The sequence below is a fragment of the Streptomyces sp. ADI95-16 genome (genome assembly GCF_003721495.1).
GTDB lineage: Bacteria > Actinomycetota > Actinomycetes > Streptomycetales > Streptomycetaceae > Streptomyces > Streptomyces goshikiensis.
In genome coordinates this window covers 6997007-7021647 of sequence record NZ_CP033581.1, presented here as the reverse complement: position 1 = coordinate 7021647, position 24641 = coordinate 6997007, and the positions used below count along the sequence as shown (strand labels likewise).

Sequence of the window (24641 nt, the reverse complement as noted above, 5' to 3'; positions counted from 1 at the left end):
GTCAGCTCACCACTCCGGTCATGACGGCGACGGGGACGGACACGAAGCCCGCGAACAGGACGAGGGCCAGGGCGTTGGCCAGGAACTTCAGGGTGCGGTCGCGGCGGGCGTTGCCCGCGCCGAGGGTCTGGGCGGCGCTCCAGAAGCCGTGCCGGACGTGCAGGCCGACCGCGACCATCGCCACGATGTAGATCGTGTTGCCGTACCAGGTGGAGAAGGTGGCGAGGACGTTCTGGTAGGGGTGGCCGGCCCAGGCGCGCTCGTTGACGGTGAGCGTGGTCAGGTCGAGCAGGTGCCAGACGATGAACAGGGCCAGGATGATGCCGCCCCAGCGCATGGTGCGGGTGGCGTAGCTGGCGCGGCGCCGCTTGTGGGCGTACTTGACGGGGCGCGCCTTGATGTCACGGCGGCTGAGCTGGTAGGCGGAAACGCCGTGTGCGATGACCGCGGCGATCAGGACGACCCGGACCATCCACAGGGCCCACTCGTGGTGCAGGAGCGGGGCTCCCATGCCGCGCAGCCAGTGGGCGTAGCCGTTGAAGTCGCCCGGACCGAAGAAGATCTTGAGGTTGCCGAACATGTGGGCGACGAGGTAGCCGAGCATGATCGCGCCGGATACCGCCATCACGGACTTCTTGCCGACGGTGGAGTCCCAGAGCGTGCGCGTGGTGGACGGCCGTCGGCCCGTCCGCGTTGCCAGAGCCATGGCACAACACGCTAGGGACCAGGACCCCGAAAGGTCCAAGACATGATGGAGCTGATATCGATAGGGCATCCCTATGCAGGGCGCTACGCTGGGACGATGCAGTTCCAGCAGCTCCTGTACTTCGTGGCCGTCGCCGAGACCCAGCACTTCACGCGCGCCGCGCAGCGGGTGCATGTGGCCCAGCCGTCGCTGTCCCAGCAGATCAAGGCGCTCGAACGGGAACTGGGGGCTGAGCTGTTCAGCCGGGCGCGGGGCAACATCGCGCTCACCGACGCGGGCGAGGCGCTGCTGCCGCTGGCGCGGCGGATCCTGGCGGACGCGGACACGGCGCGCCTGGAGGTGCAGGAGCTGGCGCAGCTGCGGCGCGGGCGGGTGCGGCTGGGAGCCACCCCGAGCGTGTGCACGGGCCTGCTGCCGGGCGTGCTACGCGCCTTCCACACCGCGCACCCGGGGATCGAGCTGCTGATCGAGGAGAGCGGGTCGCTCGACCTGGTACGGGAGCTGGCGCGCGGGGCGCTGGACCTGGCACTGATCGCGCTGCCGCTGCCGCCGTCGGCGCCGGCGCTGACCACCGTGGAGCTGCTGACGGAGGACCTGGTCGTGGTGTCCTCGGCGGAGCTGCCACCGCCGGCGGGCGGCGGCCCCCTCACGATCTCCGCGTTGCGCGAGGAGCCGATGGTGATGTTCCGGCACGGCTACGACCTGCGGGACCTGACGGTGACCGCCTGCCGGGCGGCGGGTTTCGAGCCGGTGTTCACGGTGGAGGGCGGCGAGATGGACGCCGTACTCGGCTTCGTCCGCGCGGGCCTGGGCATCGCGGTGGTCCCGGCGATGGTGGTCGACCACGCCGGCCCGGGCCTGCGCACCACCCCGCTGGCCGGCTCCCCGCTGCGCCGCACCATCGCCCTGGCCCACCGCACGGATGTCGCTCCCCCGCGCGCGGCCCGCGAACTCCAACGCATCCTGACCGGCTGACACCCCCGCACCAGGCTCCCTGCCCGCCTGCGGTCCGCAGCCGGGCCGGGAGCCCGGAGCGGACGGCGCGGCTGCTTCACGAGGGCAGTGCCAGGCCCTCCAGGTGGGTGCGCAGCACGTCCAGAGACGTCTGCGGGGGCAGCATGTCGGGGTGCAGGACGCCGCTGAGGCCCAGTCCGTCGACGAGCGCTGCCAGCCGCTCGGCCTCGATGTCGAGGTCGAGGCCGGGGCGCAGACTGCCGGCCGTGTCGAGCCGGGTGAGGATGCGGCGCAACAGCCACCTCGTGCCTTCGGCGACCTTCCGCGCGAGGTCACCAAAGGCGGGGTCGGTGCGGGCGGCGGCGCTGAAGTCCAGGAAGACGGCGACTTCGGCGCTGCGTCGCTCGTCGAGCGGAAGGAGCTCCGCCAGGAGATCGACCGCGATCCGTAGCCGCTCGGGGCCGGGGCGGCTGCCCAAGTCGCCGATCTGCTCGACGCGTTCGAGCAGTCGGCCGCCCACCCGGTCGACTATCGACTGCATCGCGAACCGCATCAGATCCTGCTGGCTGGCGAAGTAGTGGCGCAGGGATCCGATGTTGAGCTGCGCCTCGTCAGCCACGGCTCGCAGCGAGGTGCGGTGGAGGCCTTCGCGGACGACGACCCGGAACAGCGCGTCGACGACCAGCTGACGGCGGGCGTCCGGGTCCACGTACTTGGGCATGGAGCCGTTCTATCACGGGTGTGCTAGAAAGGATGTATCACAGTCGTGATAAAACGGAAGGCGGTCCTCTCGTGGAGACACTCCTCAACATCATGCTCATCCGGTTCGCCGTGTTGGCGGGCTGCTTGGTGGTAGCCGCGCTGCTGCTCTTCACCGTCGCCCTGGTGCTCAAGCGCCGAGGCAAGCTCGACGAGGTCCGCCGCTACACGGATCCCGCCGTGAAGGCCGGCCTGCGCGCAGCCGCCCGCCGACTCGAAGGACGAAAGCCCGCGACGCCCCGCTCGCGGGACCGGGGCGGGCGATGATGACCGGTCCCACCGCAATGTCGTCGGACCTCATCGGACATCTACTGCTGCACCGCGCGATCGAGGTCTCCATCGTGATCGTGGCGCTGGCCGTCCTGGCTCTCGGAATGAGAGTGATCTGGCGGAAGGCCGGACACACAAGGAATCCCGAGGACTGACGCCTTTTCCCTCCACCCGAAACCACCCCGCGACTCCCCCCATTGCGCTACTCGCGGTCCTGCAATGGAGCCGCTGGCCTCCAGACCCGGCATGACCGCGCCCCCTCCATCGAGCGGATGGCCTGGGGGGTGATGCCACCGGGCCGGCCCGGGAGGTGAGAGACCCGGCCACCGCCCGGTCCGGCGCAACGCCGAGCAGCCTGCGGGCAGCGGGCAAGGTCAACTTCTCGCAAGAGGTGCGCTGTCCGACATCGAAGGCGTGGACGCCTCTCTCGGGATGGACGTCGGTAAGACGGCTCACTACGACCACGCCCCCGGCCGGAAAGAAGGTCTTCGACAAGCCGATGCCCAACAGCGCACTCAAGCGACGGGTCGTCTTCGACAACCTCGAAGCCAGGTTCGGCACCGCGCTGATGATCGTGGCCCAGCCCGCCTCGATCGACGCCCTTCCCCTGACCGTGACCGGTAACGCGAGCTGCGAGGTTACCCGGCCGCCCTGGCTCTCGATACGACGGACCGCCGCTCCGTATCCGGGCGAGGCAAAAACGAACGCGAAGGACGCAGCGGCGATCGCAGACGCGGCCCGGACGCGCTCGCTGAAGCCGACCGCCGAGCTCCCGCCGACTCCACGGTGCCGACCGGCTTCGACCAGAACCTCGCAGCCGAGGCGACCCGCACCAGCAACCTGATACTGCTCTGGGCCCGTGACTAGGCCATCGGGCCGCCACCTCCTCAAGCGATGCAGATCCCCAGCCGCTCTTCGGAAGCCGGCCGCCTCGCTCACCGCAGTCCACGACCAGTGGCGGGCACTGGAACCGCAGAGGATCAGCCCCCTTCGCCTTCGCCTGCATGAACACCGCCGCCGCTGCCCGCACCTACTTCAACCGGCAAGGAACCCACAGAAAGACCCACACAGGCCCTGCTCCGACTCGCAAGCCAACGCATCAGCACCCCGTTCGCCCCAGGCCCCAGGCCCCGGCCCCCGGACCGCGAACCCCGGCGGCCAAGGCAGTCAGGACGGGCGTATGGACAGCGCCCGATCCAAGCCGGAGGCGAGCATGGCGAAGGCTCGGTCGGCGTCGGCGACGGCGGCCGGGTGGGCTTCGTCGGCGGTCAGGCCGGAGTCGATCCGCCGCCAGTTCTCCCGCCCCAATTCATGGCGCACCGCCACCACATGCGTGGCCGCGAGCCGGGCAGCCAGCGGGTCGACCGACTCCGCTTCGAGTACGCCGGCGAGCAGTTCGACCTCGCGGGCGGTGTAGTGGGCGAGCCGGGTCTCCAAGCTCGCGGTGGAGTAGATCAGCCCCTCGAAGGCGACGACGTTCGGGTGGTCGCAGAGCCCCGTGATCGGATCGCGCTCGGCGAGCGCGGCGAGGAAGTGCGCATGCACCGCGCCCACCGGCGTCTGACCGGCGGCCCGGTCGCGCACGATGCGCGCCGCTTCGTCCTGATGATCGGCGAAGCGGTCGAGCACCAGGTCTTCCTTGCTCGGGAAGTACCTGAACAGCGTGGGCTTGGAGACCTCGGCCGCGGCGGCGACATCCGCCACCGACACGGCATCGAACCCCCGCTCCAGGAAGAGCTCCAGCGCCGTGCCCGCCAACTGCTGGCGCGTACGGAGCTTCTTGCTCTCGCGCAGACCCGTCGTGTTCTCCATGCACACACCCTAACACGGGATCGTAACCAGGTAAATTTTTTAACCGGGTTGCATTTTTCCCCGAAAGCCGCTTTCCTTGAGCCATCGACAGACAGACGCGGAGGACTTCCGATGACCGATGTACTGATCGCGGGCTCCGGCCCCACCGGCCTGACGCTCGCTTGTGACCTGGCCCGCCGCGGTATCGCCGTACGGATCGTCGAACAGCGCTCCGCTCCGCATCGAGAGTCGCGCGCCAAGGGGCTCCGCCCGGGCAGTCTCGAAGTGTTCGAGGAGTTCGGCGTGGCCGATGCCGTGGCGGCCCGGGGCAGCGCACGCGTGGTGCTGCGCAAGTACTTCGACGGGCGGCACATCAACGACACCGTCACCGACGGCGGCGTGCTCGTGGGGCAGTGGCAGATCGAGGAGGTGCTGCGCGACCGCCTGGCCGAGTACGGCGTGCGCGTGGAGTACGGGAGCGCAATCGCCGGGATCGCCCAGGACCCGGCCGGGGTGCGCGTGGAGCTGGAGGGCGGCGCCGTGATCGCGGCCGGCTATCTCGCGGGGTGCGACGGCGGGCGCAGCACCACCCGCCGGCTCCTCGGGATCCCCTTCGAGGGGACCGGGGAGGAGGAGCCCGCGATGGTGCTGGGTGACGTGAAGGCGCCGGGGCTCAGCCGCGAGTTCTGGCACCAGTGGTTCTCTTCGGACGGGACGGGGATACTCCTCTGCCCGATGCCGGGGACGGACACCTTCCAGTTGCAGGCCGCGCCCGAGGCGGACGAGCGGGGCGCGTCGCTACCGCCGTCGCTGGAGAGCTTCCAGCGGCTCTTCGACCGGCACGCCCGGATGCCGGAGATCCGGCTCGCGGACCCCACCTGGCTCTCCTCCTGGCGGGTCAACGTCCGCATGGCCACCCGGATACGCGAGGGCCGGGCCTTCCTCGCGGGCGACGCGGCACACGTCCACCCCATCGCCGGCGGGCTGGGCATGAACACCGGCATCCAGGACGCGGCCGCCCTCGGCCGGTCGCTGGCGGCCGCCCTCACCGGCCCGGCCGGGGAGGAAGCGCTCGACGCGTACCAGGCGGAGCGCCTCCCGGTCGCCGCCGAACTCCTGGCCGACACGGCGCGGCGCTACGAACGAGTCCTTGCGGCCGTCCGCGAACCCGGCCGAGGCACGGAGGCGGGCCTGGACTGACCCGAGGGCCACCCCTGACCAGGCCGACATCTGGCCAGGCCCACACCTGACCCAGTCCATCTCTGACCCAGTCCGTCTCTGCCCCGGTCCGTCTCTGCCCCGGTCCGTCTCTGCCCCGGGCCGACTCCGACCCGGGCCGACTCCGACCCAGTCCATCTCTAACCCGGGCCGACTCCGACCCGTCCGACCCCAGCCCGGAGCCGACCCCGGCCGGTCCCGGGGGGGGCGGCCCTGGTCAGGGGCGGCGGGTTAGGAGGTGGGGACGGCGTCTGAGAGGGAGAGGGTGTGGATTCGGTCCGGGGCGCCTGGGCGGGCGTAGTACCAGCCCTGGGCGGTGTCGCAGCCCAGCTCGCGGAGTTGGGCCGCCTGGGCGCCGGTTTCCACGCCCTCGACCGTGACGGCGAGTTCGAGGCTGTGGGCCAGGGCGACGATGCCCTCCACGATCTTGACGTCGACGGGGTCGGCCGGCTGCTGCTGCATCCCCTGGGTGAAGGAGCGGTCCAGCTTCAGGACGCTGACGGGCAGGCGCCGCAGGTTCGCCAGGTTCGAGTAGCCGGTGCCGAAGTCGTCGAGCGCGATGTCCACCCCGAGGGCGGCGAGCCGGCGCAGCGGTTCCAGGAGTTCGTCGTCGGCGCCTATCAGGGCCGACTCGGTGACCTCCAGGCACAGTGCGCCGGGGGCCAGGCCCGAGTTCTCCAGGACGGCGACGGTGTCGGCGACCAGGCCGGGGTGGTGCAGCTGTGTCGGCGAGAGGTTGACGTTGACCCGCAGGGCGGAGCCGCCGTGCTGGCGCTGCCAGTTGCGGGCCTGGCGGACGGCCTCCTCCAGGACCCAGCGGCCGAGCGGCACGATCAGCCCGGTCCGTTCGGCGAGGGGAATGAAGCGGTCCGGGCCGAGCACCCCGTACTGCGGGTGGGACCAGCGGACGAGGGCCTCCGCGCCGTGCACGCTGCCGTCGTGCAGGTGCACCAGCGGCTGGTACTCGATGAAGAACTCGCCGCGTTCCAGCGCTGCGGGCAGGGCGTTGGTCAGGCCGTGCCGGGTGATGGCCCGGGCGTCGGCTTCCGCGTCGGCGAACTCGAAGCGGTTGCCGCCTGCCGCCTTGGCGCGGTACATGGTGATGTCGGCGCTGCGCAGCACCTCCGCCGGGGTCCGCTCGCCGGCCGGGCCCTCGACGATGCCAATGCTGCCCCGGACCGTCAGCTCCCGGCCGTCCAGCCGGATCGGGGTGGAGAGCGCCGACAGGATGCGGACGGCGAGTTCGGTCGCCTTCTCGTCGGTGTCGGAGCCGGTGGTGAGCGCCACGAACTCGTCACCGCCGAGCCGGGCGACGACCTCGCCGGGGCCGGTCGCGCAGCTCTGCAGCCGGTCCGCGACCTCGACGAGCAGCCGGTCTCCCGCCGAGTGGCCGAGGCTGTCGTTGACCGCCTTGAAGCCGTCGAGGTCCAGGTAGCACAGGCCGAAGTGGTTTCCGCCGGCGCCGCCCAGGGCCTTCTCCAGGCGTTCGAAGAACAGCGTCCGGTTGGGCAGTCCGGTCAGCGCGTCGTGGGTGGCCTCGTAGCGCAGCCGGAGGTTCAGCAGCCGGCGCTCGGTGGTGTCCTCCATCAGGGCCAGCTGGTACTGCGGCCGGCCCTCGGCGTCGCGCAGCAGCGAGACCGTCAGGTTGGTCCAGAGCACGGTGCCGTCGTGCCGGTAGTACGGCTTCTCCACGCGGTAGTGCTCGCGCTCGCCGCGTACGAGTTCGGCGTACATCTGCCAGACGTGCGGGGTGTCGTCGGGGTGTCCCCACTCGCTGACGTTGCGGCTGCGGACGTGTCCGCCGAGGCCGCCGAACATCTGCAGCAGGGTGTCGTTGACCTCCAGGACGTTGCCGTCCAGGTCGGCGATGCCGATGCCGATGGCGGCGCCCTCGAAGACGGCGCGGAAGCGGGCCTCGCTGGCGTGCAGGGCCTGCTGGGCATCGGTGCGCGCGGTCTGCGCGGAGCGGGCGATCGCCTCCTGCTCGCCCAGGGTGCGCTCGCGCAGGGCCCGGGCGAATCCCGCCGCGATGCCGTGCTGGAGGCGGGCGCAGCGGGAGCGGTACTCCTCGGTGCCCTCGGCGTCGGAGCCGTCGGGCCCGCAGTAGAGCACCAGGTACGACTCGACCACGCCGAGGGTGCCCGCGAGCGCCTCGGGGTCGGTGCAGTGCACGGCGACGAGGTCGGCGCCGACGCGCTGGGCGACGGCGGCGTCGAAGGGCCGGGCGTGGAGGGCGTCGACGAGGGTCCGGGTGAGCGGCACCAGGTGGCGCTCGAACTCGGGCCGGGTCAGCGAGGTCGCCGTGACGGGGAAGATGGCGCGCCCCCAGATGGTGGCGAACCGCCCGATCCGGTCCTCCAGCGCGCAGTCCGGGTCGGGTGTCGGCGTGCCGGCAGGCACCGCGGCCGAGAGTCTCACGCCTTGCGCCCCACAGCACCGAAGCCGGAGAAGGCGTACGGGTCTTCCGCCGCCTCGCCGTCCGCCGGGTCGCCGTCCGCGGCGCCGGCCGCGCCGTCGGGCCGCCAGTTCGGCATCGCCACGACGCCGGGCTCGACCAGCTCGAAGCCGTCGAAGAACCGGGTGATCTCCGCTCCGCTGCGCATGACGAGCGGGTTGCGGATGTCGCGGTAGACGCCGACGGTGCCGGCCGCGACCTCCTCGGTGAGCGGGATCCCCTCGTACGAGGCGTGGGTGAGGACCAGCAGGCTTCCCGGGGCGAGCGCGTCACGCAGTCCGGCGACGGCGGCGTAGGGGTCGTCCGCGTCCTCCAGGAAGTGCAGGACGGCGACGAGCAGGAGCGCGACGGGGCGGCCGAGGTCCAGGAGCCGGCCGACCTCGGGGGCGGCCAGGATCTCCTGGGGCTTGCGCAGGTCGGCGGCGACGATGTCGGCGTGGTCGTCCCCGGCCAGGACGGCGCGGCTGTGCGCGACGGCGACCGGGTCGTGGTCGACGTAGACCACGCGCGCCCCGGGGCTTGCGGCCCGGGCGATCTCGTGGACATTGCCGAAGGTGGGGATGCCGGAGCCGATGTCGAGGAACTGGGTGACGCCCTGGCCGACGGCGTAGCGGACGGCGCGGCGCATGAATGCCCGGTTCGCCTGCATGATCTTGGGGAGTCCCGGCATGAATTCCATGGCGCGTCGGGCGGCCTGGCGGTCGACCTCGAAATTGTGCGAGCCGCCCAGGTAGTAATCGTAGATGCGGGACACGCTCGGCACCGATATGTCGATGCCTGGCGGGGCCCAGGCGGGGCGCTCCATCGGGGTCTCCAAGCCGTAGTGATTCCGTGGTCCGGACGTGTCGGACTCGTGTCGGACTCCTGTCCGAGCCGAATGTACTGATCATTGACCAACGGAGCGAGCCAAAGCGGAAATTGGCGATCCGTTCTTGGTCACACATCAAAGGCGGGCGAGGCACTCCGCACCACCTATGAGCGAATCCGACACATCCCTTTTGCGGATTGATCGACTCGTGACCGAACCCCATCGAAGACTGGCTCAAACCCATAGGGTCCCAACTCCGCCCGTTCAGGCGAACCGAGGCGGGGCCGAGCGTGCGCGGGCGCGCGCGGGCCCATGCTCCCCGGGTGAACAGAGCCTGTGCCCGGCGCCTGCTGGCGGTCCCGGTCCTGCTGTGGGCGGCGCTCGCCACCACACCGGCCGTGGCTGACAGCCGTGCCTACGCGACGATCGACACCGGCGACGAAGCGACCGTCGCCAGGGTGCTCGCGGCCGTCGCCGATGGCGGGGGCGGAGCCTTCCGGGGTGGCGGACATCACGGCGGCAGTCATGGAAACGGTCATGGAAACGCCCACGGGAACGGCCATGCCCACGGCAGCGGGCATGGCCACGGCCACCCCCACTGCCCGCCGCCGCCTCCCCCGCCGTGCCCACCGAAGCCGACACCGACGCCCACGCCCACGCCGCCGAAGCCCACGCCCACGCCCACCCCGAAGCCGACCCCGCCGAAACCGACGCCGCCCCCCAAGCCGACGCCACCGCCGCCCGAGCCCGCGCCGCCTCCGGCGCCGCCGCCCAAGCCCCGGCCCACGCCGCCCGCACCGCCCGCACCGAAGCCGGCCCCGCTCCGCGTCCAGCGGGCCCCGGCACCGCCACCACCACCGGCACCACCGCCACCCCCCGCCCCGGTGGTGACCCCGCCGCCACCGCCCAAGCCGGTGGCGCGCCCGACGTACCACGCGCCGGCCCGCAAGCCGGTCGAGCACCACATCTCGCCCGTCACCTTCACCCTGCTGACCTCGGCCCCCGCGGTGCTCGCGATCGTCGCGCTGCGCCCGCGCTAGCCGCGCCACCGCCGCCCTGCCCCGCGGCGGTCAGCGCCCGTCCGACCGATTTGGAGTCATCTTGTCGGAATGGCTCGTCCTTTCCATCGCGATGGCAGCCGCGTGCGCCGTGGTGCTGTCCATCGCCTTCTTCAACCACCGGCGGATCGGCGACAACGACGATCCGAACGAAACCCCGGACGTCATCGAGTACATGACGATGATGATCGGGGTGATCTACGCGATCGTGCTGGGCCTGGCGATCGCGGGCGTCTGGGAGGGCCGCGGCGCCGCCCAGGAGTACGTGCGCCAGGAGGCGCAGGCCCTGCACGAGGTCAGTGTCCGTTCCGAGGTCTATCCGGTCGAGGTGCGCAAGAAGATCCGCGCCGACGTCGACGCGTACGTGACGTACGTGGTGCGCACCGAGTGGGCGGAGATGGCGGAGAGCGGCACTCTCACCGACCAAGGCGGGGAACTGCTGGAACGCATCCGACGGGACGTGACGGACTACGACCCGCAGACCGACCACGAGGGGCAGGCCTACCAGCCCCTCGTGGACCAGGTCGCCGCGGTGGACGACGCCCGTAGCGCCCGTGGCGCGGGCGCGGGGGCGACGATGCCGGGGGTGGTCTGGTTCGGGCTGATCGCGGGGGCGCTGGTGACGGTCGGCCTGATCTTCACCCTGCAGATCCGGCGCTCGTTCCGCGAGCTGCTGCTGGCGGGCCTGTTCAGTGCCCTGATCGCGTTCCTGCTGTTCCTCATCTGGGACTTCGACGCCCCGTTCGGCCGGGGCTTCTCGGCGACCGCCGAGCCCTTCCTCAGCCAATTCCCGCACCTCGGCCTCGGCGACTGAGCCGGGTCCCGGCGGCCCGGCAAACCGGGGGCGGGCCTCCCGTCCCCGGTTCGGCCTACGGCCATGCCCCATTCGCCCGTTACTGATCGCGGGTGACCGGGCCCGCACCTAGCGTGGCGGACATCGAGGCGCACGACCTCCCACGTGCGGAAAACGTTCCGCGGCTGCTCCTCGGGGATCCGGAGAATCAACCATGGGTGCGATACGCAGCTCCGCCACAGCCCTGCTGAGCGCCGGCGCCACGGGCGCCGCTCTCGCGCTCGGCGCTCTCGGCATGCCCTCCGCGACGGCGGCCGAGGCCCAGCCCGCCGTCGCCTCGTTCGGCTTCACCGTCACCCCGTCGACAGTGGCCCCCGGCGGTCAGGCGGTCCTCTCCGTGAGCGGCTGCAACGCCGCCTACGCGACGGCCTCCTCCGGGATCTTCGACACCGTGAGCATCGCGCGCGGCCAGACGGCGCGGGTGACCGTGGACCGGGACGCCCGGCGCGGAGCCGTGTACTCCGTCTCCTTCACCTGCAACGGCGAGACCGGCTCGGCCGATGTCACCATCGCCGGCGGCACCACCCGGCCGACCACCAGCTCCACGGCCGGCGTCTCGCGCAACTCCACGGCCCCGGTCCCGCGCGGCTCCGTCCCGGCGCCCTCCGTCCCCGCGGCCTCGGCGCCCGCGCCCTCCGCTCCCGCGCCATCCGGCAGCGGCGCCCTGGGGGTGCGCGGCGGACTCGGCGGCAGCGTGGCCGGCATGGATCCCCTGGAACTCGGCGCGGGCGCCGCGTTCTTCCTCGCCGCGGCCGCCGGTACGGCGTACGTGGTCCGGCGGCGCGGAACCGCCCGCAGCCATTGAGCGCGGCCGGCACGCTCCCGCTTCCCGTGCGCACCCCGGGGCCGCGCGGGCTCCCCTTCCGCGCCCGTCCCCGCGTACGCACCGCCGCTCAATCGCCGGTCGCCCCGAGTCCTGGCCAGGACTCGGGGCGACCGGCGGTTTCGGGGCTGCCCGGGGAGGTCGGCCGGTCAGCCCGTGGCACCGGCCGGGCGGCGACGGCGCATCACGTGGATGCCCGCGCCCAGGGCCGCCGTACCGACGAGGCCCGCACCGATGGCGGTCTCGGCGGCGGACGGGCCGATGGATCCGCCGATGCCGCCCTGGGCGCCGTTGCCCCGCAGGATCGTGAAGCGGTGGGTGGCGACCAGGCTGTTGTCGTGGCACTTGACCGACAGCGTGTGGTTGCCCGGCGAGGCGTGGTTGAAGATCCGCACGGTCGCGAACCCGATGGAGCCGGCGGACAGGTTCGTCTGCGGAAAGTTGCCGTGCGACCAGACCGTGCCGCCGTGGCCGCAGCCGGCCGCGCTGACCTGCATCGTGGCGCCCTGGTGCACGGAGTACGGGTTGACCGTGACGTTGCTGGGCCCGTTGCCGGAGCCGTTGCCGCCGCGGCCGTTGCCCGGTGGCGGGCCACCCGCCGCGTCCGCGACGGCGAGCGTAGTACTGAGGCCGAGGGCGACGCAGGTCGCCGCGGCCACGGTGAGGGCGCGGAGAACACGCATGGTGGAACCTCCAACGGGAAGCGCCCCGGAGCGGTCGCCCGGGATGATCGACGAGAACGCCTCCCACGTCGAACCCTCAGGGCGCGGTGCAACCGGCGCATGTCCGGCTTTGGGCCGCCCGGTTGAGCGACACGCCGAAGCGCGTTCGCGTTTGCTGACGGATCCGCAGGTCACGACCCGTCAGGCATTTATGTGACGAATACCTGGATGGGCGCACCCCAACCGGGCGCACCACCCGTTCGCCCCTCACCGATCGCCGGACCCACCGCGCGCGCTTAACGTGCGGGAGGAAGGGCGTACAGGGGTGGGACTGGAACGCGGGTCGGGACCCCCGCGTCGGGAAGGGAGAGCCATGACCGAGGACGAGAGCGAGCAGCCACCGAGAAGACGCGCCCCCTGGGGTGTGCTCGCGCTGGTCATGCTCAGCGGCCTCGCCATGATGCGCAACGGGGCGATGGCGCAGGACGGTCCGCCGCAGCCCGCCGCGGCCGCGGCGGTCGCGGTGAGCTCCGATCAGCTGCCGGTGAAGCCGCCCGAGCCGCCGCAGGACATGGAGGTGCTGGAGCACTCGTCGGTGCAGCGCGTGCGGATCCCGGCGATCAAGGTGGACGCGCCGGTGATGACGGTCGGGCTGGACGCGCAGGGCTGGATCGACGCCCCGCCGCCGCAGGACCCGAACCTGGCGGGCTGGTACCTCAACGGCATTTCGCCGGGGCAGCGCGGTTCGGCGGTGCTCGTGGGCCACGTGGACAACGCGCAGGGCCCGGCGGTCTTCTACGGCCTCGGGTCGGTCCGCAAGGGCAACCACATCGAGGTGGAGCGGTACGACGGGCGCACCGCGGTGTTCGAGGTGTACGGGGTGGAGGTCTTCTCGAAGGAGTCCTTCCCCGGAGCCCGGGTGTACGGGGACACCGGGCACGCCGAACTCCGGGTGATCACGTGTGGCGGCGGCTATTCGAAGGCGAAGGGCTACGACGGCAACGTGGTGGTCTTCGCCCGGATGGTGGCGACCCGCTGAGGACGGCGCCGCCGCCCCGCCGGGGAGCGTTTCCTCAGCGGGGCGGCAGGGTCGGCAGGGTCATCCGGTAGCCCCGCCCGATGAGTTGGGGCAGGTACGTGCCGAGGGCCTGGACGGTCTGTGACCGGTCGCCGCCCGCGTCGTGGGACAGGACGATCACGCCGGGCGCGGCCCCCTTGAGGGCCCGGGAGACGATGGCGGAGGTGCCGGGTTCCTTCCAGTCCAGGGTGTCCACGGTCCAGGCGAGCGGCTCCATGCCCAGCTCGGCCCCGATCTCGAACGTGGCCCTGTTCCACTCCCCGTACGGCGCGCGGAACCAGACGGGCGCCTCTCCGACGGCCTCGTGTACGACGTCGCTCGTGCGGCCGATCTCGGAGGCGAGGGCGGGCCGGCTGAGCCCCGGGATGTGCGGGTGGGTCCAGGTGTGGTTGCCGATGACATGGCCCTCAGCGACCATCCGGCGCAGCAGGTCGCGGTGTTCGGTGGCCATCTCCCCGCAGACGAAGAACATGGCGCGCACCCCGTAGCGGGCGAGGGTGTCGAGGATGGCGGGGGTGTAGCGGGGGTCGGGGCCGTCGTCGAAGGTGAGCGTCATCGCGTGGGCCGGGGTGGTGCCGGCGGGCAGTTCCAGGATGGGCCGGGTGCGGACGGCGGGTTTCGCCGCGGCCTGCCGGGCCGGCGCCTCGGAGGTCATGGGCTGGAGCCGGTACGCCGTGGGGGGCGGACCCTGGAGGCTCATCGCGGGCGCTCCGCCGGCTCCCGCCGCTCCCCCGCCCGGCCCGGCGGCCCCGGCTCCCGCTCCGGCCGCGCCACCTGGGGCACCCGGGGTGCCCGGGGCACCCGGGAGGCCGCCCCCGGCCGCGCTCGGTCCGGGCGCGCCGGTCTCGCCCCCGGAGAGCAGTCCCGAGGCGGCGGCGACTCCGAGGAAGACGGCGGTGCGCAGGAGCACGCGCCGCCCTACTGTCGGTTCGTCGTTTTTCATTATTACTACGTATCAACGACATCCCCGCGGATGTCGGGAGGCGCGGACGCTCCTTGTGCCCCTCACCCGATCAGCCGCGCCGCACCAGGGGGAACGGAAGCGTCTCGCGGATCGTCAGACCGGTGAGGAACATGACCAGCCGGTCCACACCGATGCCCAGGCCGCCGGTCGGCGGCATGGCGTACTCCAGCGCGTCCAGGAAGTCGTTGTCGAGCTCCATCGCCTCCGGGTCGCCGCCCGCCGCCAGCAGCGACTGCGCGGTGAGCCGGCGCCGCTGTTCGACGGGGTCGGTCAGCTCCGAGTAGGCCGTGCCCAGTTCGGTCCCGAAGGCCACCAGGTCCCAGCGCTCGGCGAGCCGCGGGTCCCTGCGGTGCTGCCGGGTCAGCGGGGACACGTCGGTGGGGAAGTCCTTGTAGAAGGTGGGCAGCTTGGTCCTCTCCTCGACCAGCCGCTCGTACATCTCCAGCACCACGTCACCGCGGGTGTCCTCGCGCCCGTGCGGCACGCCGGCCCGGTCGCAGAGCCGGCGCAGCACGGGTTCGGCGGTGTCGGCGTCGACCTCCTCGCCGAGGGCCTCGCCGATCGCCCCGTACATCGTCTTGACCGGCCAGGTCCCGGAGATGTCGTGCACGACGAGCTTGCCGTCCGGGCCGGCCTTGTGGGCGATGGGCGAGCCGTAGGCGGCGGTGGCGGCGCCCTGGATCAGCTCGCGCGTCAGGTCGAGCATCACGTCGTAGTCGGCGAAGGCCTGGTACGCCTCCAGCATCGTGAACTCGGGGTTGTGCTTGTAGGAGACGCCCTCGTTGCGGAAGGTGCGGCCCATCTCGAAGACCTTCTCCATCCCGCCGACGCACAGCCGCTTCAGGTACAGCTCGGGGGCGATGCGCAGGTACAGGTCGAGGTCGTAGGCGTTGATGTGGGTGCGGAACGGCCGGGCGTTGGCCCCGCCGTGAATCTGCTGGAGCATCGGGGTCTCGACCTCCAGGTAGCCGCGGTCCAGCAGCCCCTGGCGCAGCGCCTGCACGGCCGCCGAGCGGGCCCGTACGACGTCGCGCGCCTCGGGGCTCGCGACCAGGTCGAGGTAGCGGCGCCGGACCCGCGCCTCCGGGTCGGCGAGCCCCTTGCGCTTGTCGGGGAGCGGGCGCAGGCACTTGCCGGTGAGCTGCCAGGAGCGGACGACGAGGGACAGCTCGCCGCTCCTGCTGGCGCCGACCTCGCCGCGCGCGAGGACGTGGTCGCCGAAGTCGACCTGGGAGGTGAAGGAGTCAAGGACGTCGGCGCCCGCCTCCTCGCGGGTGAGCATCAGCTGCGTGTCGCCGGACCAGTCGCGCAGCACGGCGAAGACGACGCCGCCGAGGTCCCGTACGACCATCACGCGCCCGGCGAGGGTGACCTCCTCGCCGGTCCGGGTGCCGGGCGGGTGCCCGGGGTGGGCGGCTTTGAGCTGGGCGACGGTGTGGGTCCGCTGCGGGATGCCGACGGGATACGGGTCGGTGCCGGCGGCGCGGATCCGCTCCAGCTTGTCGTGCCGGACCCGGACCTGCTCGGGCAGCCTCTCGGCGGGCGCGCCCCCGGCCTCGTCGGCTACGAGGTCCAGCCCGAGGGAGTCGATGGAGGGCAGCCCCTCGGTGGTGACGGGCGCGGTGAGCCCCTTGGCGTGGCCCTTGCCCCACAGCTTGCGCATGCTGGGTACGGAGACGAAGCCCTCGGCGATGCCGGAGGCGAGGCTGACGCGGGCGAGCGAGCCGGCGTCCTGGTAGCAGAGGAAGCGCGGGTACCACTCGGGGCCGTACTTGACGTTCGAGCGGTACAGGGCCTCCAGCTGCCACCAGCGGGAGAAGAACAGCAGCAGCCGGCGCCACAGCTTCAGTACGGGGCCGGCGCCGATCCGGCCGCCCTCCTCGAAGGCGGAGCGGAACACGGCGAAGTTGAGGGAGATCCGCCGTACGCCGAGGCCGGGGGCGGCGGCGCAGAGCTGGGCGACCATGAACTCCATGATCCCGTTGGGGGCGGCGCGGTCGCGGCGCATCAGGTCGAGGGAGATGCCGTCCTTGCCCCAGGGGACGAAGGAGAGCAGGGCGATCAGCGTACCCTCGTCGTCGAAGGCCTCCACCAGCAGGCAGTCCCCGTCGGCGGGGTCGCCGAGCCGGTCCAGGGCCATGGAGAAGCCGCGTTCGGTCTCGGTGTCGCGCCAGGTGTCGGCCCGGTCGACGATGTGCCGCATCTCCTCGTCGGTGAGGGCGGAGTGGCGTCTGATGAGGGTGGTGGCGCCGGCCCGCTTGACCCGGTTGACCGCCTGGCGGGTGACGCGCATGTCGCGGCCGTCGAGGTCGAAGTGGGCCACGTGCAGGATCGCCTCGTCGCCGAGCTGGAGGGCGCTGAGCCCCGAGCGGGCGTACGCGGTGGCCCCCTCCTCGGATGCGCCCATGACGGCGGGCTGCCAGCCGTAGCGGCGGGCGACGGCCAGCCAGGCGTCGACGGCGGGGGTCCAGGCCGCCGGGTCACCGACGGGGTCGCCGCTGGCCAGGCAGACTCCGGCCTCGACGCGGTAGGTGACGCCGGCCTTGCCGTTGGGGGCGAAGATGACGGCCTTGTCGCGGCGGGTCGCGAAGTAGCCGAGGGAGTCGTGGCGTCCGTAGGCGCCGAGCAGGGCGCGGATGCGGGGTTCCTCGTCCCCGTGCAGGGCGGCGGTCAGCCGCTGGGACCGGAAGAGGGTGGCGGCCGCGTTCAGCAGGGCGAGGGCGCCGAAGAGGCCGCACAGGAAGGACAGCGGGCGGGGCGGGCGGCCGTCGAACTCGCGGTCCGAGAAGAGACCGCCGAAGACCTCCTTGGCGGCCCAGTCCAGCCACTGCCCCTTGGGCAGGGTGCCGGGGAACAGTGCGACCAGGCCCCAGCCGAGGAGCACCGCGGCGAGCAGGCCGAGGCCCAGGACGAGCAGGGCCCGCCAGAGGGCGCCGGGGCGGGAGGCGGCGTAGAACTCGGCGCGGGCGGCGATCAGGATGCCGAGGGCCGCGACCGAGATGGCCATGGACGGGAAGCCGATCCAGTAGTCCTCGTCGGCGATGATCAGTACGTCGACCAGGATCAGCAGGGCCAGATAGGTGACGACGATCCACCAGGCGACCTTCTTGCAGGCGGCGAGGGCGGCGGCGAGCAGGAAGAGGAAGACGGCGTACGCGAGGTTCGCGCTGACCGGGACGATGTACAGGTCCAGGAAGCGGACGATGTGGCGCAGCAGCCTTCGCAGGGCCGGCGAGACCGACAGCAGGACGCAGAGGACGCCGAGCGCCGCGAAGAACGCGCCGAACGCGTCGGGAACCCGCTTCAGGAAGCGGTTCCTGGTTCCGCGCGTCTGCTCCACGGTCACACTCATGGTTCGCACTGTAGGGAGGGCGGCGTCGGTCCGCGCGTCGAGCCGGATAGCCTCGCGGGTGTGACGGAGCATGTGAACACGGGGTTCGAACGCGGTACGGACGGCCCGAAGGTGATCCTCGCCGGGGTCGACGGGTCGGAGTCCTCGCTGCGGGCGGTGGCGTACGCGGCGGGGCTGGCCCGGAGGCAGAACGCGCTGCTGGCGCTGGTGTACGTCCAGCCGGTGATGACGGCCGGCGCCTCGCTGGGCGCGCCGGTGGCGGAGGCCACCGGGGAGGTCGCGGAGGAGATCGTGACCGGGATCCGCGAGGCGGCGGAGCGGCTCAAGGGCATCTTCGACGTCCGCTGGGAGTTCCACACCTTCCGCGGCGATCCGTACGCGGGGCTGGTGAGCGCGGCGCAGGAGTTGACGGCGGACGCGGTGGTGGTGGGCGCCTCCGAGCAGGCGGGGCACCGGATCGTGGGCTCGGTGGCGGTCCGCCTGGTCAAGGCGGGCCGCTGGCCCGTCACGGTGGTGCCGTAGGGGGCCAATGGCCGGACGGGACGGCGCGGTCTGCCGGCCCCGGCGGCCCGGCCGGCCCGGCGGGATCCCCGCGACGGGCGGAACGGGGCCGACGGCCCGCGCCGCCCGTCGCGGCGGGCCGACGGCCGGTGGGTCAGGTGCCCTGGGTCAGGCCGTCCTTGGCGGCGCCGCGGCTGAGGACGGCTTCGCTGATGGCCTCGCTCGCGCTCTCGTAGTCCTCGCGGTCGGGGTGCCGTTCGAGGCCCTCGGAGAGGTTGACCACCCGGCCCGCGCCGCGGTCCATCCACTGCGGGATGTACTCCGCCTTGGTGACCCGCCAGCGCTCGCCGGCGGCCGCCGGCGGGGCGAAGGTGAAGCGGCCGATGGATCCGTAGCCGCCGCGCGGGTCCTCCGCTCCCGAGTGGTTGAACATCTGGCCCGCGACCTGGTCGCCCATGCCGTAGATGATCCAGGTCCCGTTGACCTTCTCGTAGGCCTGCGGGATGTGCGCGTGCGTGCCCAGGATCAGATCGATGTCGGGGCGGCCGCCGGTCCGCGAGGCGGTCAGCGCCTTGCCGAGCGAGAGCTGTTTCTCGTCCGGCTCGGTCTGCCATTCGGTACCCCAGTGCAGGCTCACCAGGACCACGTCCGCACCCGCCTTCCGGGCGGCCCGGGCGTCGGCGACGATCTTCTCCTCCCGCATCAGGTTGACCGCCCACGGCCGGCCCTCGGGCATCGGGTAGCCGTTGGTGTCGAAGGTGTACGCGAGGTGCGCGACCTTCGCGGAACCCGCCGTGTACACCGTGGGCTTGGCCGCCTCGGCGGCGCTGCGGGCCGAACCCGCGTGTCCCAGGCCGGCCTTGTCGAAGGCGTCGAGGGTGCGTTTGATCCCCTCGGCCCCGTCGTCCAGCGTGTGGTTGGAGGCGGTGGAGCAGCCGTCGTATCCGGCGTCCTTCAGCCCGTCGGCGATCTGCGGCGGCGAGGTGAACGCCGGGTAGCCGCTGAACGGGCCGTCTTCCTCCCCGTAGACGGTCTCCATGTGGCAGAGGGCCAGGTCGGCGGCGGAGACCACCGGTTTGACCCCGGAGAACATCGGCCTGAAGTCGTAGCCGTCGCCGCCCGCGTCGGCCGCGCCCTGGCTGATGACGGAGGTGTGGGGCAGTACGTCTCCGCTCGCGACCAGGGTGAAGCCCTTGCCGGACCCGGCGGACGCGGTGGCCCCGGCGGACGCGGCGGGGGCCGCGGTGGGCCCGGCGGCGCTGGACGGGGCCGGGGTGGACGACCGCCCGAGGCGTGCGGGTGCGGACTTCCCCGGTCCGTCCGCGGCGGAGCAGCCGGCGACCGCGACCGCCGGCAGGAGAACGGCCGACAGGATCCCGAGGGCCCGCCGGGTGCGCTGGGTGCGCTGGGTCATGGCGCCATCCCTATTAGTACGACTATCGGATCATCTGAATTCATGAATTGACAGAAGGAGGCGTTGCGCGTCAAGGAGCCGCGCCGCCCCGCTGTCCGGCCCCACCCCGATGGCGGCGCTGCCGTTCGCCGTGCCGTTCGACCGTTCACCGCCCCGCGCGCCCGCCCACCGGACGACCCCGGACGCTCGGCGCACCGGCGCGGCACGACGGTTCCCGGGTGGCGCCGCGCAGGTGAGGGTGAGGGCGTCGGACCAGACCGGACCTCGGAAGGAGCCCCTCGTGCCGCTCTCCCCCACCCTCCAGCGCACCGACCCCGAGGCGCTGGCCGATCTCCAGCGCGAGCACGGCCGGGCCCTGTTCGGTTTCCTGCTCGGCCTCACCGCGGGGGACGCCCAGCGCGCCGAGGACCTCGTACAGGAGACGTTCGTACGCGTCTGGCAGCACCCGGAGGTGCTGGCGAGCGGTCACGAGTCCATGCGGCCCTGGCTGTTCACCGTGGCGCGACGGCTCGCGATCGACGCCCGCCGGGCCCGGCTGTCGCGGCCGCAGGAGGTCGACCCGGAGGGCCTGGAGCAGGCCCCCGCCCCCGACGACGCGGTGGCCGGCTCGGTCACGGCGATCGACGTCCGGCGGGCGGTGGGGAGCCTGGGGCAGGAGCACCGCGAGGTGCTGATGCAGGTGTACTTCCGGGACCGCTCGGTGGCCGAGGCGGCCGCCGAACTCGGGATCCCGGCCGGAACCGTCAAGTCCCGGACCTACTACGCCCTGCGCGCCCTGAAGAAGGGCCTCCAGGGGTACGGGCTCGGCGCCTGAGGGACAGGACGGGACGGGAGACTCGTTTCCCCCGGGGCGCCACCGTGAAACACTCAGCGAACGCCCCGAATGGGCACGGAACGGACGCTTGGCGCATGAAATCCGGCACCAGACCGTTCAAATTGAGTAAACACTCCCCGCTCCGCCGGCCGCTCGCGGAAGGCTCAGGGCTGACGGCGGCAGGTTCGAACGCGCGGGAGAAGGTGGAACGGTGCAGCCCGAGGGTATGAACGGCACCAGTGACGGCGGGCTCGCGGTGCCCATGGCATGGCTCTACGCGGAGTACATCGCCGACGAACTGCTGCGCACGGGGAGGCTGATCCCCGCCGGCACCCTGGAGTTCCGCGCCGGGCGGGACACCCTCGCGCTCACCATCTACCTCTCCGACGCGGCCGGCGAGCTCTCCGGGATCCGGGTGGTCTCGCAGCTCGACGAGTGGCTGTCGCTGACGGCGTACGGACACCCCTGGCGCGACTGGGTGCACACCCGGTTCCTCGCGCTGGGCGAGGAGGCCCACGAGCGCGGCGGGGGCGAGGACCCGGACCTGGAGCTGGCCCGGGCGGCGTGGCGCTGGCTGGACCGCACCGAACTGTTCGCCACGAACCTCGACCCGGGCCGGCCCGGCCTCGACGACGACATCCCGCCGGGACTCGACGAGAACGTCCGCGTGTGGACCCCGGCCTGGCAGCTGGGCCTGCCGCTGGGGCACCTGGCGATGCACCTGTTCTGAGGACGGCCCCCGGGGCCTCCTAGCGGCAGCGCGGGCGGGGCGACTCGGCCGGGTCGGTGACCAGCCCGGTGAAGGCGGCCTCGTTGGCCTCGGCCCGGCGTACGTACCAGCGGGCGATGAGCCACATCACCGGGTACACCGCCAGCGCGAGCGCCACCCACACCAGCGGGCCCGAGAATCCGCGCGGCGCCACGACGAACACCAGCGGCAGCAGGCCGATCAGCAGCGCCATCGCGGCCAGCGCCACCGCGCCCGCCCGGAGCTGGCTGCGCATCAGGGCACGGACGTACGTCGCGCCGAGGGTGGTCTGCTCGGAGATCTCCGATCGGGCGGGGGTGTGCGGGGGCGGCCGGCGGCGGGTACCGCGCGGCACCCCGGTGACGACCTCCCGCCGCGGCGGTGCCTGCTGCTCCTCGGCCATGCGCGGGAGTCTACGAGCTCACTTGAGGAGCCGCGAGAGCCTCCGGTCGGCCAGTGGCTTCCCGCCGGTCTGGCAGGTGGGGCAGTACTGGAGGGAGGAGTCGGCGAAGGACACCGAGCGGACGGTGTCCCCGCACACCGGACAGGGCTCCCCGTCGCGGCCGTGCACCCGCAGGGCGCTCTTCTTCTCGGCCTTGAGCCGTCCGGCGGCGACCCCGTGCGAGCGGGCGACGGCCTCGCGGAGGGTGTCCTGGACGGCGCCGTAGAGATGCGTCACCTGCTCCTCGTCGAAGGAGGCGGCGAGCTTGAACGGGGAGACCTTGGCGCGGTGCAGGATCTCGTCGCTGTACGCATTGCCGATGCCCGCGATGACGCCCTGGTCGCGGAGCACGCCCTTGATCTGGCGCCGCTCGCCGGCGAGGAGGGCGGCGAAGGCGTCCCGGTCGAAGGCGTCGGCGAGCGGGTCGGGGCCGAGGCGGGCGATCCCGGGCACCTCCCGCGGGTCGCGCACGACGTACACGGCGAGGCGCTTTTGCGTGCCCGCCTCGGTGAGGTCGAAGCCGCCGCCGCCCTCCAGTACGAGGCGCAGCGCGAGCGGGCCCTTGCCGGGGCGCGGGGGCTGCTCGGGGAAGGAGTCCTGCCAGCGCAGCCAGCCGGCGCGGGCGAGGTGGGTGACGAGGTGGAGCTCGCCGACGCGCAGGGCGAGGAACTTGCCGTGGCGGGCGGTGGTCCCGGCGGCCTGCCCTTCGAGGGCGGTGAGCGGGGGCTCGTACGTCTTCAGCACGCTGACGGCGAGCGGGTGGACGCGTTCGACCACCCGCCCGGTGAGGTGTTCGTCGAGGAACTCCCCCAGCGCCTCGACCTCCGGCAACTCGGGCATGCCCCCAGCCTGCCAATCCCCCGCCCGTGGCGCGACCCGGCCCCGCCGGCGGGCGTGGCGGACGGGTCAGTCCACGACGAACTCGCACCACACGCACTTGCCGCTCCCCCGCGGCTCCACGCCCCAGACGTCCGCCAGCCGGTCCACCAGCATCAGGCCCCGTCCCGAGACCCCCGAGTCCCCCGCCTCGCGCCGGCGCGGAAGCGCGCTGGAGCGGTCCTCGACCTCCACCCGGAGGCGGCGTTGCGGGCCCGCCAGGACCCGGAGGGTCACGATCGCGGGGCCGTCGGTGTGCATCAGCGCGTTCACGATCAGTTCGTCCGCCACCAGTTCGATCTCGTCGGCCCGGCCGCGCGCGCCCCATGCCCGTACCGCCGTGCCGATCATGTGCCGGGCCGCGACCAGGGCCTCGGGGTCGCCCGGTGCCACGTGCTGTTGCAGGCGGCCGCCGCCCTGCGGGGTCTCCCCCGCGTCGCGGCGCAGCAACAGCAGGGCCATGTCGTCGTCGCCGCCCCGGTCGTCGATCACCCCGCAGACCTGGTCCGCCAGCTGCTGGAGGTCCTCCGGGCCGCTGCAGATCAGCCCCATGAGGATCCTGATGCCGTCGTCCAGGTCGGCGCCGGGCTGTTCGACCAGCCCGTCGGTGCACAGCAGAAGCGTTTCCCCGGGTTCCAGTTCCAGGGTGGTGACCGCGTACTCCAGCGGGCCGAACTCCGCCGAGAGTCCGAGCGGCATCCCGCCGTCCACCAGCAGCCGTCGGCAGCTCCCGTCGCTCCCGCGCACCAGCGGATCGAGGTGCCCGGCGCGGACCACCTGGAGCACGCCCGTCGCCAGGTCGGCCTCCACGTACGTGCAGGTCGCGAAGCGGTCGGTGTCCAGCTCGTGCAGGAACACCGAGGCCCGCGCCATGACGGTGGCCGGCGAGTGCCCCTCGGCCGCGTACGCCCGCAGCACGATGCGGAGCTGTCCCATCACCGCCGCCGCATGGGTGTCGTGGCCCTGGACGTCGCCGATGACGGCCCCGACCCGGCCGCCCGGCAGCGGGATGACGTCGTACCAGTCGCCGCCGATGTCCTGGCCCATCCGCGCGGAGCGGTAGCGGACCGCGATCTCCGCGCCCTGGACGGAGGGGATCCGGCGCGGCAGCATCGCCTGCTGGAGGCCTTCCGCCAGATCGTGTTCCTGCTCCAGCAGCATGGCGCGCTGAAGGCTCTGCGCGATGCTGCTGCCGAGCGCGACGAGCAGGTTCCGCTCGTCCTGGGTGAAGCCGTCCTTGTCCTGGTACAGCAGTCCGATCGCGCCGATGGGGCGGGCCTGGGCGATCAGCGGCAGGTACGCGGCCGCCGAGATGTGCATCGACGAGATCCTCGCCCAGAGGCCGGGATACCCGGCGGCGAACTCGGCCGCGGAGTCGAGGAACCGCGGCTGGAGCGACCGTACGACCTCGCTCATCGGGTACTGGTCGTCGATGCGGGTGTAGCGGGTGCCGGGGACGAAGCTGCCCGCCGGGCCCTCGGCGACGAGGTGGATCCGGCCGGCCTCGACCAGGCCCATCACCATGCCCATGGAGCCGAGCCGCTCCAGGCCGTGCGCGTCGCCGATGACGTCGATGACGTCCCGCACGGTACGGGCGTGCGCGAGGGCCGCGGTGGTGCTCTCGACCACCGAGGTCTGGCGGCGCCGCTCCTCGTCGAGGCCGAGCCGCTCCGCCGAGTGGCTGAGCTCCTCGGTGGCGTCGCGGACGATGCCGATGATCCGGTGCGGGCGCCCGTCGGTACCGCGCATGACGCGGCCCTGGGTGTGGGTCCAGCGGAGCCGGCCGTCGCGGCAGCGGATCCGGAAGTAGGCGCCGTAGCTGTCCACGCCGCTCTTGAGGGCGCTGGAGACCAGGGCGTCGAGGCGGGTGGACTCGGCGGGCGGCACGCGCGGGCCCAGCGACTCGGGCCGCCCGTCGTACTCGGCCGGGCGCGTGTCGAACACGTCGAGGGCAGCGTCGTCCATGTGCATGAGCCCCGTGGTCAGGTCCCAGTCGAAACTGCCCATGCGGTTCAGAGAGAGCGACCGGTCCGGGTGTGCGGGCCAGTCGTCCGGCAGCGATACGGCGGTCGGCACCGATCCACCATGACACACC

General features: G+C 72.6%; 22 protein-coding genes and 2 pseudogenes. 12 read left to right on the top strand and 12 right to left on the bottom strand.

Going from position 1 to position 24641, the window contains the following annotated elements; all coding sequences use genetic code 11:
* Nucleotide 1: 1 nt before the first annotated feature.
* Entirely contained in the window at nucleotides 2–706 is a 705-nt protein-coding gene (locus EES41_RS31135) for a succinate dehydrogenase cytochrome b subunit (protein ID WP_123081297.1), read from the bottom strand.
* A 96-nt stretch (nucleotides 707–802) separates the two neighbouring features.
* Between EES41_RS31135 and EES41_RS31130 the strand changes: the two genes are divergently transcribed.
* Nucleotides 803–1681: a LysR family transcriptional regulator gene (locus EES41_RS31130; RefSeq protein WP_123081296.1), complete on the top strand. Its 879-nt coding sequence runs from the start codon at nucleotides 803–805 to the stop codon at nucleotides 1679–1681.
* Nucleotides 1682–1757: 76 nt separating this feature from the next.
* Here the strand turns inward: EES41_RS31130 and EES41_RS31125 are convergent, their stop codons facing one another.
* Nucleotides 1758–2381 carry a TetR/AcrR family transcriptional regulator gene (locus EES41_RS31125; RefSeq protein WP_123081295.1) on the bottom strand — a complete coding sequence of 208 codons (624 nt, stop codon included), beginning with the start codon at nucleotides 2379–2381 and terminating at the stop codon, nucleotides 1758–1760.
* A 71-nt stretch (nucleotides 2382–2452) separates the two neighbouring features.
* Between EES41_RS31125 and EES41_RS31120 the strand changes: the two genes are divergently transcribed.
* The 3 genes and pseudogenes from EES41_RS31120 to EES41_RS43220 all read left to right on the top strand — a co-directional run.
* On the top strand, nucleotides 2453–2686 hold the full coding sequence (locus EES41_RS31120; RefSeq protein WP_123081294.1) for a hypothetical protein: 234 nt from the start codon (nucleotides 2453–2455) through the stop codon (nucleotides 2684–2686).
* A gap of 399 nt (nucleotides 2687–3085) precedes the next feature.
* Nucleotides 3086–3549 (top strand): annotated as a pseudogene (locus EES41_RS43225) (transposase); the annotation flags it as partial.
* Nucleotides 3550–3681: 132 nt separating this feature from the next.
* Nucleotides 3682–3805: pseudogene (locus tag EES41_RS43220) on the top strand (IS110 family transposase); the annotation flags it as partial.
* Between the two features lie 51 nt (nucleotides 3806–3856).
* Here the strand turns inward: EES41_RS43220 and EES41_RS31110 are convergent.
* On the bottom strand, nucleotides 3857–4501 hold the full coding sequence (locus EES41_RS31110) for a TetR/AcrR family transcriptional regulator (RefSeq protein WP_123082802.1): 645 nt from the start codon (nucleotides 4499–4501) through the stop codon (nucleotides 3857–3859).
* A 111-nt stretch (nucleotides 4502–4612) separates the two neighbouring features.
* Here EES41_RS31110 and EES41_RS31105 point away from each other — a divergent pair, with 111 nt between their 5' ends.
* On the top strand, nucleotides 4613–5680 hold the full coding sequence (locus tag EES41_RS31105; protein ID WP_123082801.1) for an FAD-dependent monooxygenase: 1068 nt from the start codon (nucleotides 4613–4615) through the stop codon (nucleotides 5678–5680).
* A 249-nt stretch (nucleotides 5681–5929) separates the two neighbouring features.
* Here EES41_RS31105 and EES41_RS31100 read toward each other — a convergent pair whose 3' ends face one another.
* Both EES41_RS31100 and EES41_RS31095 read right to left on the bottom strand, forming a co-directional pair.
* Nucleotides 5930–8116, bottom strand: coding sequence for a bifunctional diguanylate cyclase/phosphodiesterase (locus tag EES41_RS31100; protein WP_123081293.1), 2187 nt, complete (start codon nucleotides 8114–8116; stop codon nucleotides 5930–5932).
* Nucleotides 8113–8958, bottom strand: a complete 846-nt coding sequence (locus tag EES41_RS31095; protein ID WP_123082800.1) for an SAM-dependent methyltransferase — start codon at nucleotides 8956–8958, stop codon at nucleotides 8113–8115. Before EES41_RS31095 ends, EES41_RS31100 begins: the two co-directional genes overlap by 4 nt.
* A 917-nt stretch (nucleotides 8959–9875) precedes the next feature.
* Here EES41_RS31095 and EES41_RS43895 point away from each other — a divergent pair.
* The 3 genes from EES41_RS43895 to EES41_RS31080 all read left to right on the top strand — a co-directional run bounded on the left by EES41_RS43895 (nucleotide 9876) and on the right by EES41_RS31080 (nucleotide 11677).
* Entirely contained in the window at nucleotides 9876–10001 is a 126-nt protein-coding gene (locus EES41_RS43895) for a hypothetical protein (protein WP_256382841.1), read from the top strand.
* 61 nt (nucleotides 10002–10062) lie between these two features.
* Complete coding sequence (locus EES41_RS31085) at nucleotides 10063–10833, top strand: DUF4239 domain-containing protein (protein WP_123081292.1); 771 nt, start codon at nucleotides 10063–10065, stop codon at nucleotides 10831–10833.
* Between the two features lie 193 nt (nucleotides 10834–11026).
* Nucleotides 11027–11677 (top strand): hypothetical protein, encoded by a 651-nt coding sequence (locus tag EES41_RS31080; protein WP_123081291.1) that lies wholly within the window; start codon nucleotides 11027–11029, stop codon nucleotides 11675–11677.
* A gap of 167 nt (nucleotides 11678–11844) precedes the next feature.
* Here the strand turns inward: EES41_RS31080 and EES41_RS31075 are convergent, their stop codons facing one another.
* Complete coding sequence (locus EES41_RS31075; protein WP_123081290.1) at nucleotides 11845–12378, bottom strand: hypothetical protein; 534 nt, start codon at nucleotides 12376–12378, stop codon at nucleotides 11845–11847.
* A 352-nt stretch (nucleotides 12379–12730) separates the two neighbouring features.
* Here EES41_RS31075 and EES41_RS31070 point away from each other — a divergent pair, with 352 nt between their 5' ends.
* Complete coding sequence (locus EES41_RS31070; protein ID WP_123081289.1) at nucleotides 12731–13396, top strand: class F sortase; 666 nt, start codon at nucleotides 12731–12733, stop codon at nucleotides 13394–13396.
* Between the two features lie 34 nt (nucleotides 13397–13430).
* On the opposite strand, the gene EES41_RS31065 is transcribed toward EES41_RS31070, so the two are convergent.
* Together EES41_RS31065 and lysX are read right to left on the bottom strand one after the other, a co-directional pair.
* A complete protein-coding gene (locus EES41_RS31065) occupies nucleotides 13431–14378 on the bottom strand; it encodes a polysaccharide deacetylase family protein (protein ID WP_123081288.1) in 948 nt (315 codons plus the stop codon).
* A 70-nt stretch (nucleotides 14379–14448) separates the two neighbouring features.
* A complete protein-coding gene (gene lysX, locus EES41_RS31060; RefSeq protein WP_123081287.1) occupies nucleotides 14449–17751 on the bottom strand; it encodes a bifunctional lysylphosphatidylglycerol synthetase/lysine--tRNA ligase LysX in 3303 nt (1100 codons plus the stop codon).
* A gap of 60 nt (nucleotides 17752–17811) precedes the next feature.
* Here lysX and EES41_RS31055 point away from each other — a divergent pair, with 60 nt between their 5' ends.
* Nucleotides 17812–18273, top strand: a complete 462-nt coding sequence (locus EES41_RS31055) for a universal stress protein (protein WP_123081286.1) — start codon at nucleotides 17812–17814, stop codon at nucleotides 18271–18273.
* A 133-nt stretch (nucleotides 18274–18406) separates the two neighbouring features.
* Here the strand turns inward: EES41_RS31055 and EES41_RS31050 are convergent, their stop codons facing one another.
* Nucleotides 18407–19666, bottom strand: a complete 1260-nt coding sequence (locus EES41_RS31050) for a CapA family protein (RefSeq protein WP_123081285.1) — start codon at nucleotides 19664–19666, stop codon at nucleotides 18407–18409.
* Between the two features lie 280 nt (nucleotides 19667–19946).
* Here EES41_RS31050 and EES41_RS31045 point away from each other — a divergent pair, with 280 nt between their 5' ends.
* Both EES41_RS31045 and EES41_RS31040 read left to right on the top strand, forming a co-directional pair.
* Nucleotides 19947–20480 (top strand): sigma-70 family RNA polymerase sigma factor, encoded by a 534-nt coding sequence (locus EES41_RS31045; RefSeq protein ID WP_073772823.1) that lies wholly within the window; start codon nucleotides 19947–19949, stop codon nucleotides 20478–20480.
* Between the two features lie 226 nt (nucleotides 20481–20706).
* Nucleotides 20707–21210, top strand: a complete 504-nt coding sequence (locus tag EES41_RS31040) for a hypothetical protein (RefSeq protein WP_164496140.1) — start codon at nucleotides 20707–20709, stop codon at nucleotides 21208–21210.
* A 19-nt stretch (nucleotides 21211–21229) separates the two neighbouring features.
* Here EES41_RS31040 and EES41_RS31035 read toward each other — a convergent pair whose 3' ends face one another.
* The 3 genes from EES41_RS31035 to EES41_RS31025 form a co-directional block, all read right to left on the bottom strand.
* Nucleotides 21230–21631 carry a hypothetical protein gene (locus tag EES41_RS31035; protein ID WP_123081283.1) on the bottom strand — a complete coding sequence of 134 codons (402 nt, stop codon included), beginning with the start codon at nucleotides 21629–21631 and terminating at the stop codon, nucleotides 21230–21232.
* Nucleotides 21632–21649: 18 nt separating this feature from the next.
* The gene (locus EES41_RS31030) at nucleotides 21650–22510 is read right to left on the bottom strand and encodes an Fpg/Nei family DNA glycosylase (RefSeq protein WP_123081282.1); all 861 of its coding nucleotides are present in this window, start codon (nucleotides 22508–22510) and stop codon (nucleotides 21650–21652) included.
* A gap of 66 nt (nucleotides 22511–22576) precedes the next feature.
* On the bottom strand, nucleotides 22577–24640 hold the full coding sequence (locus EES41_RS31025; protein WP_123081281.1) for a SpoIIE family protein phosphatase: 2064 nt from the start codon (nucleotides 24638–24640) through the stop codon (nucleotides 22577–22579).
* Nucleotide 24641: the final 1 nt, after the last annotated feature.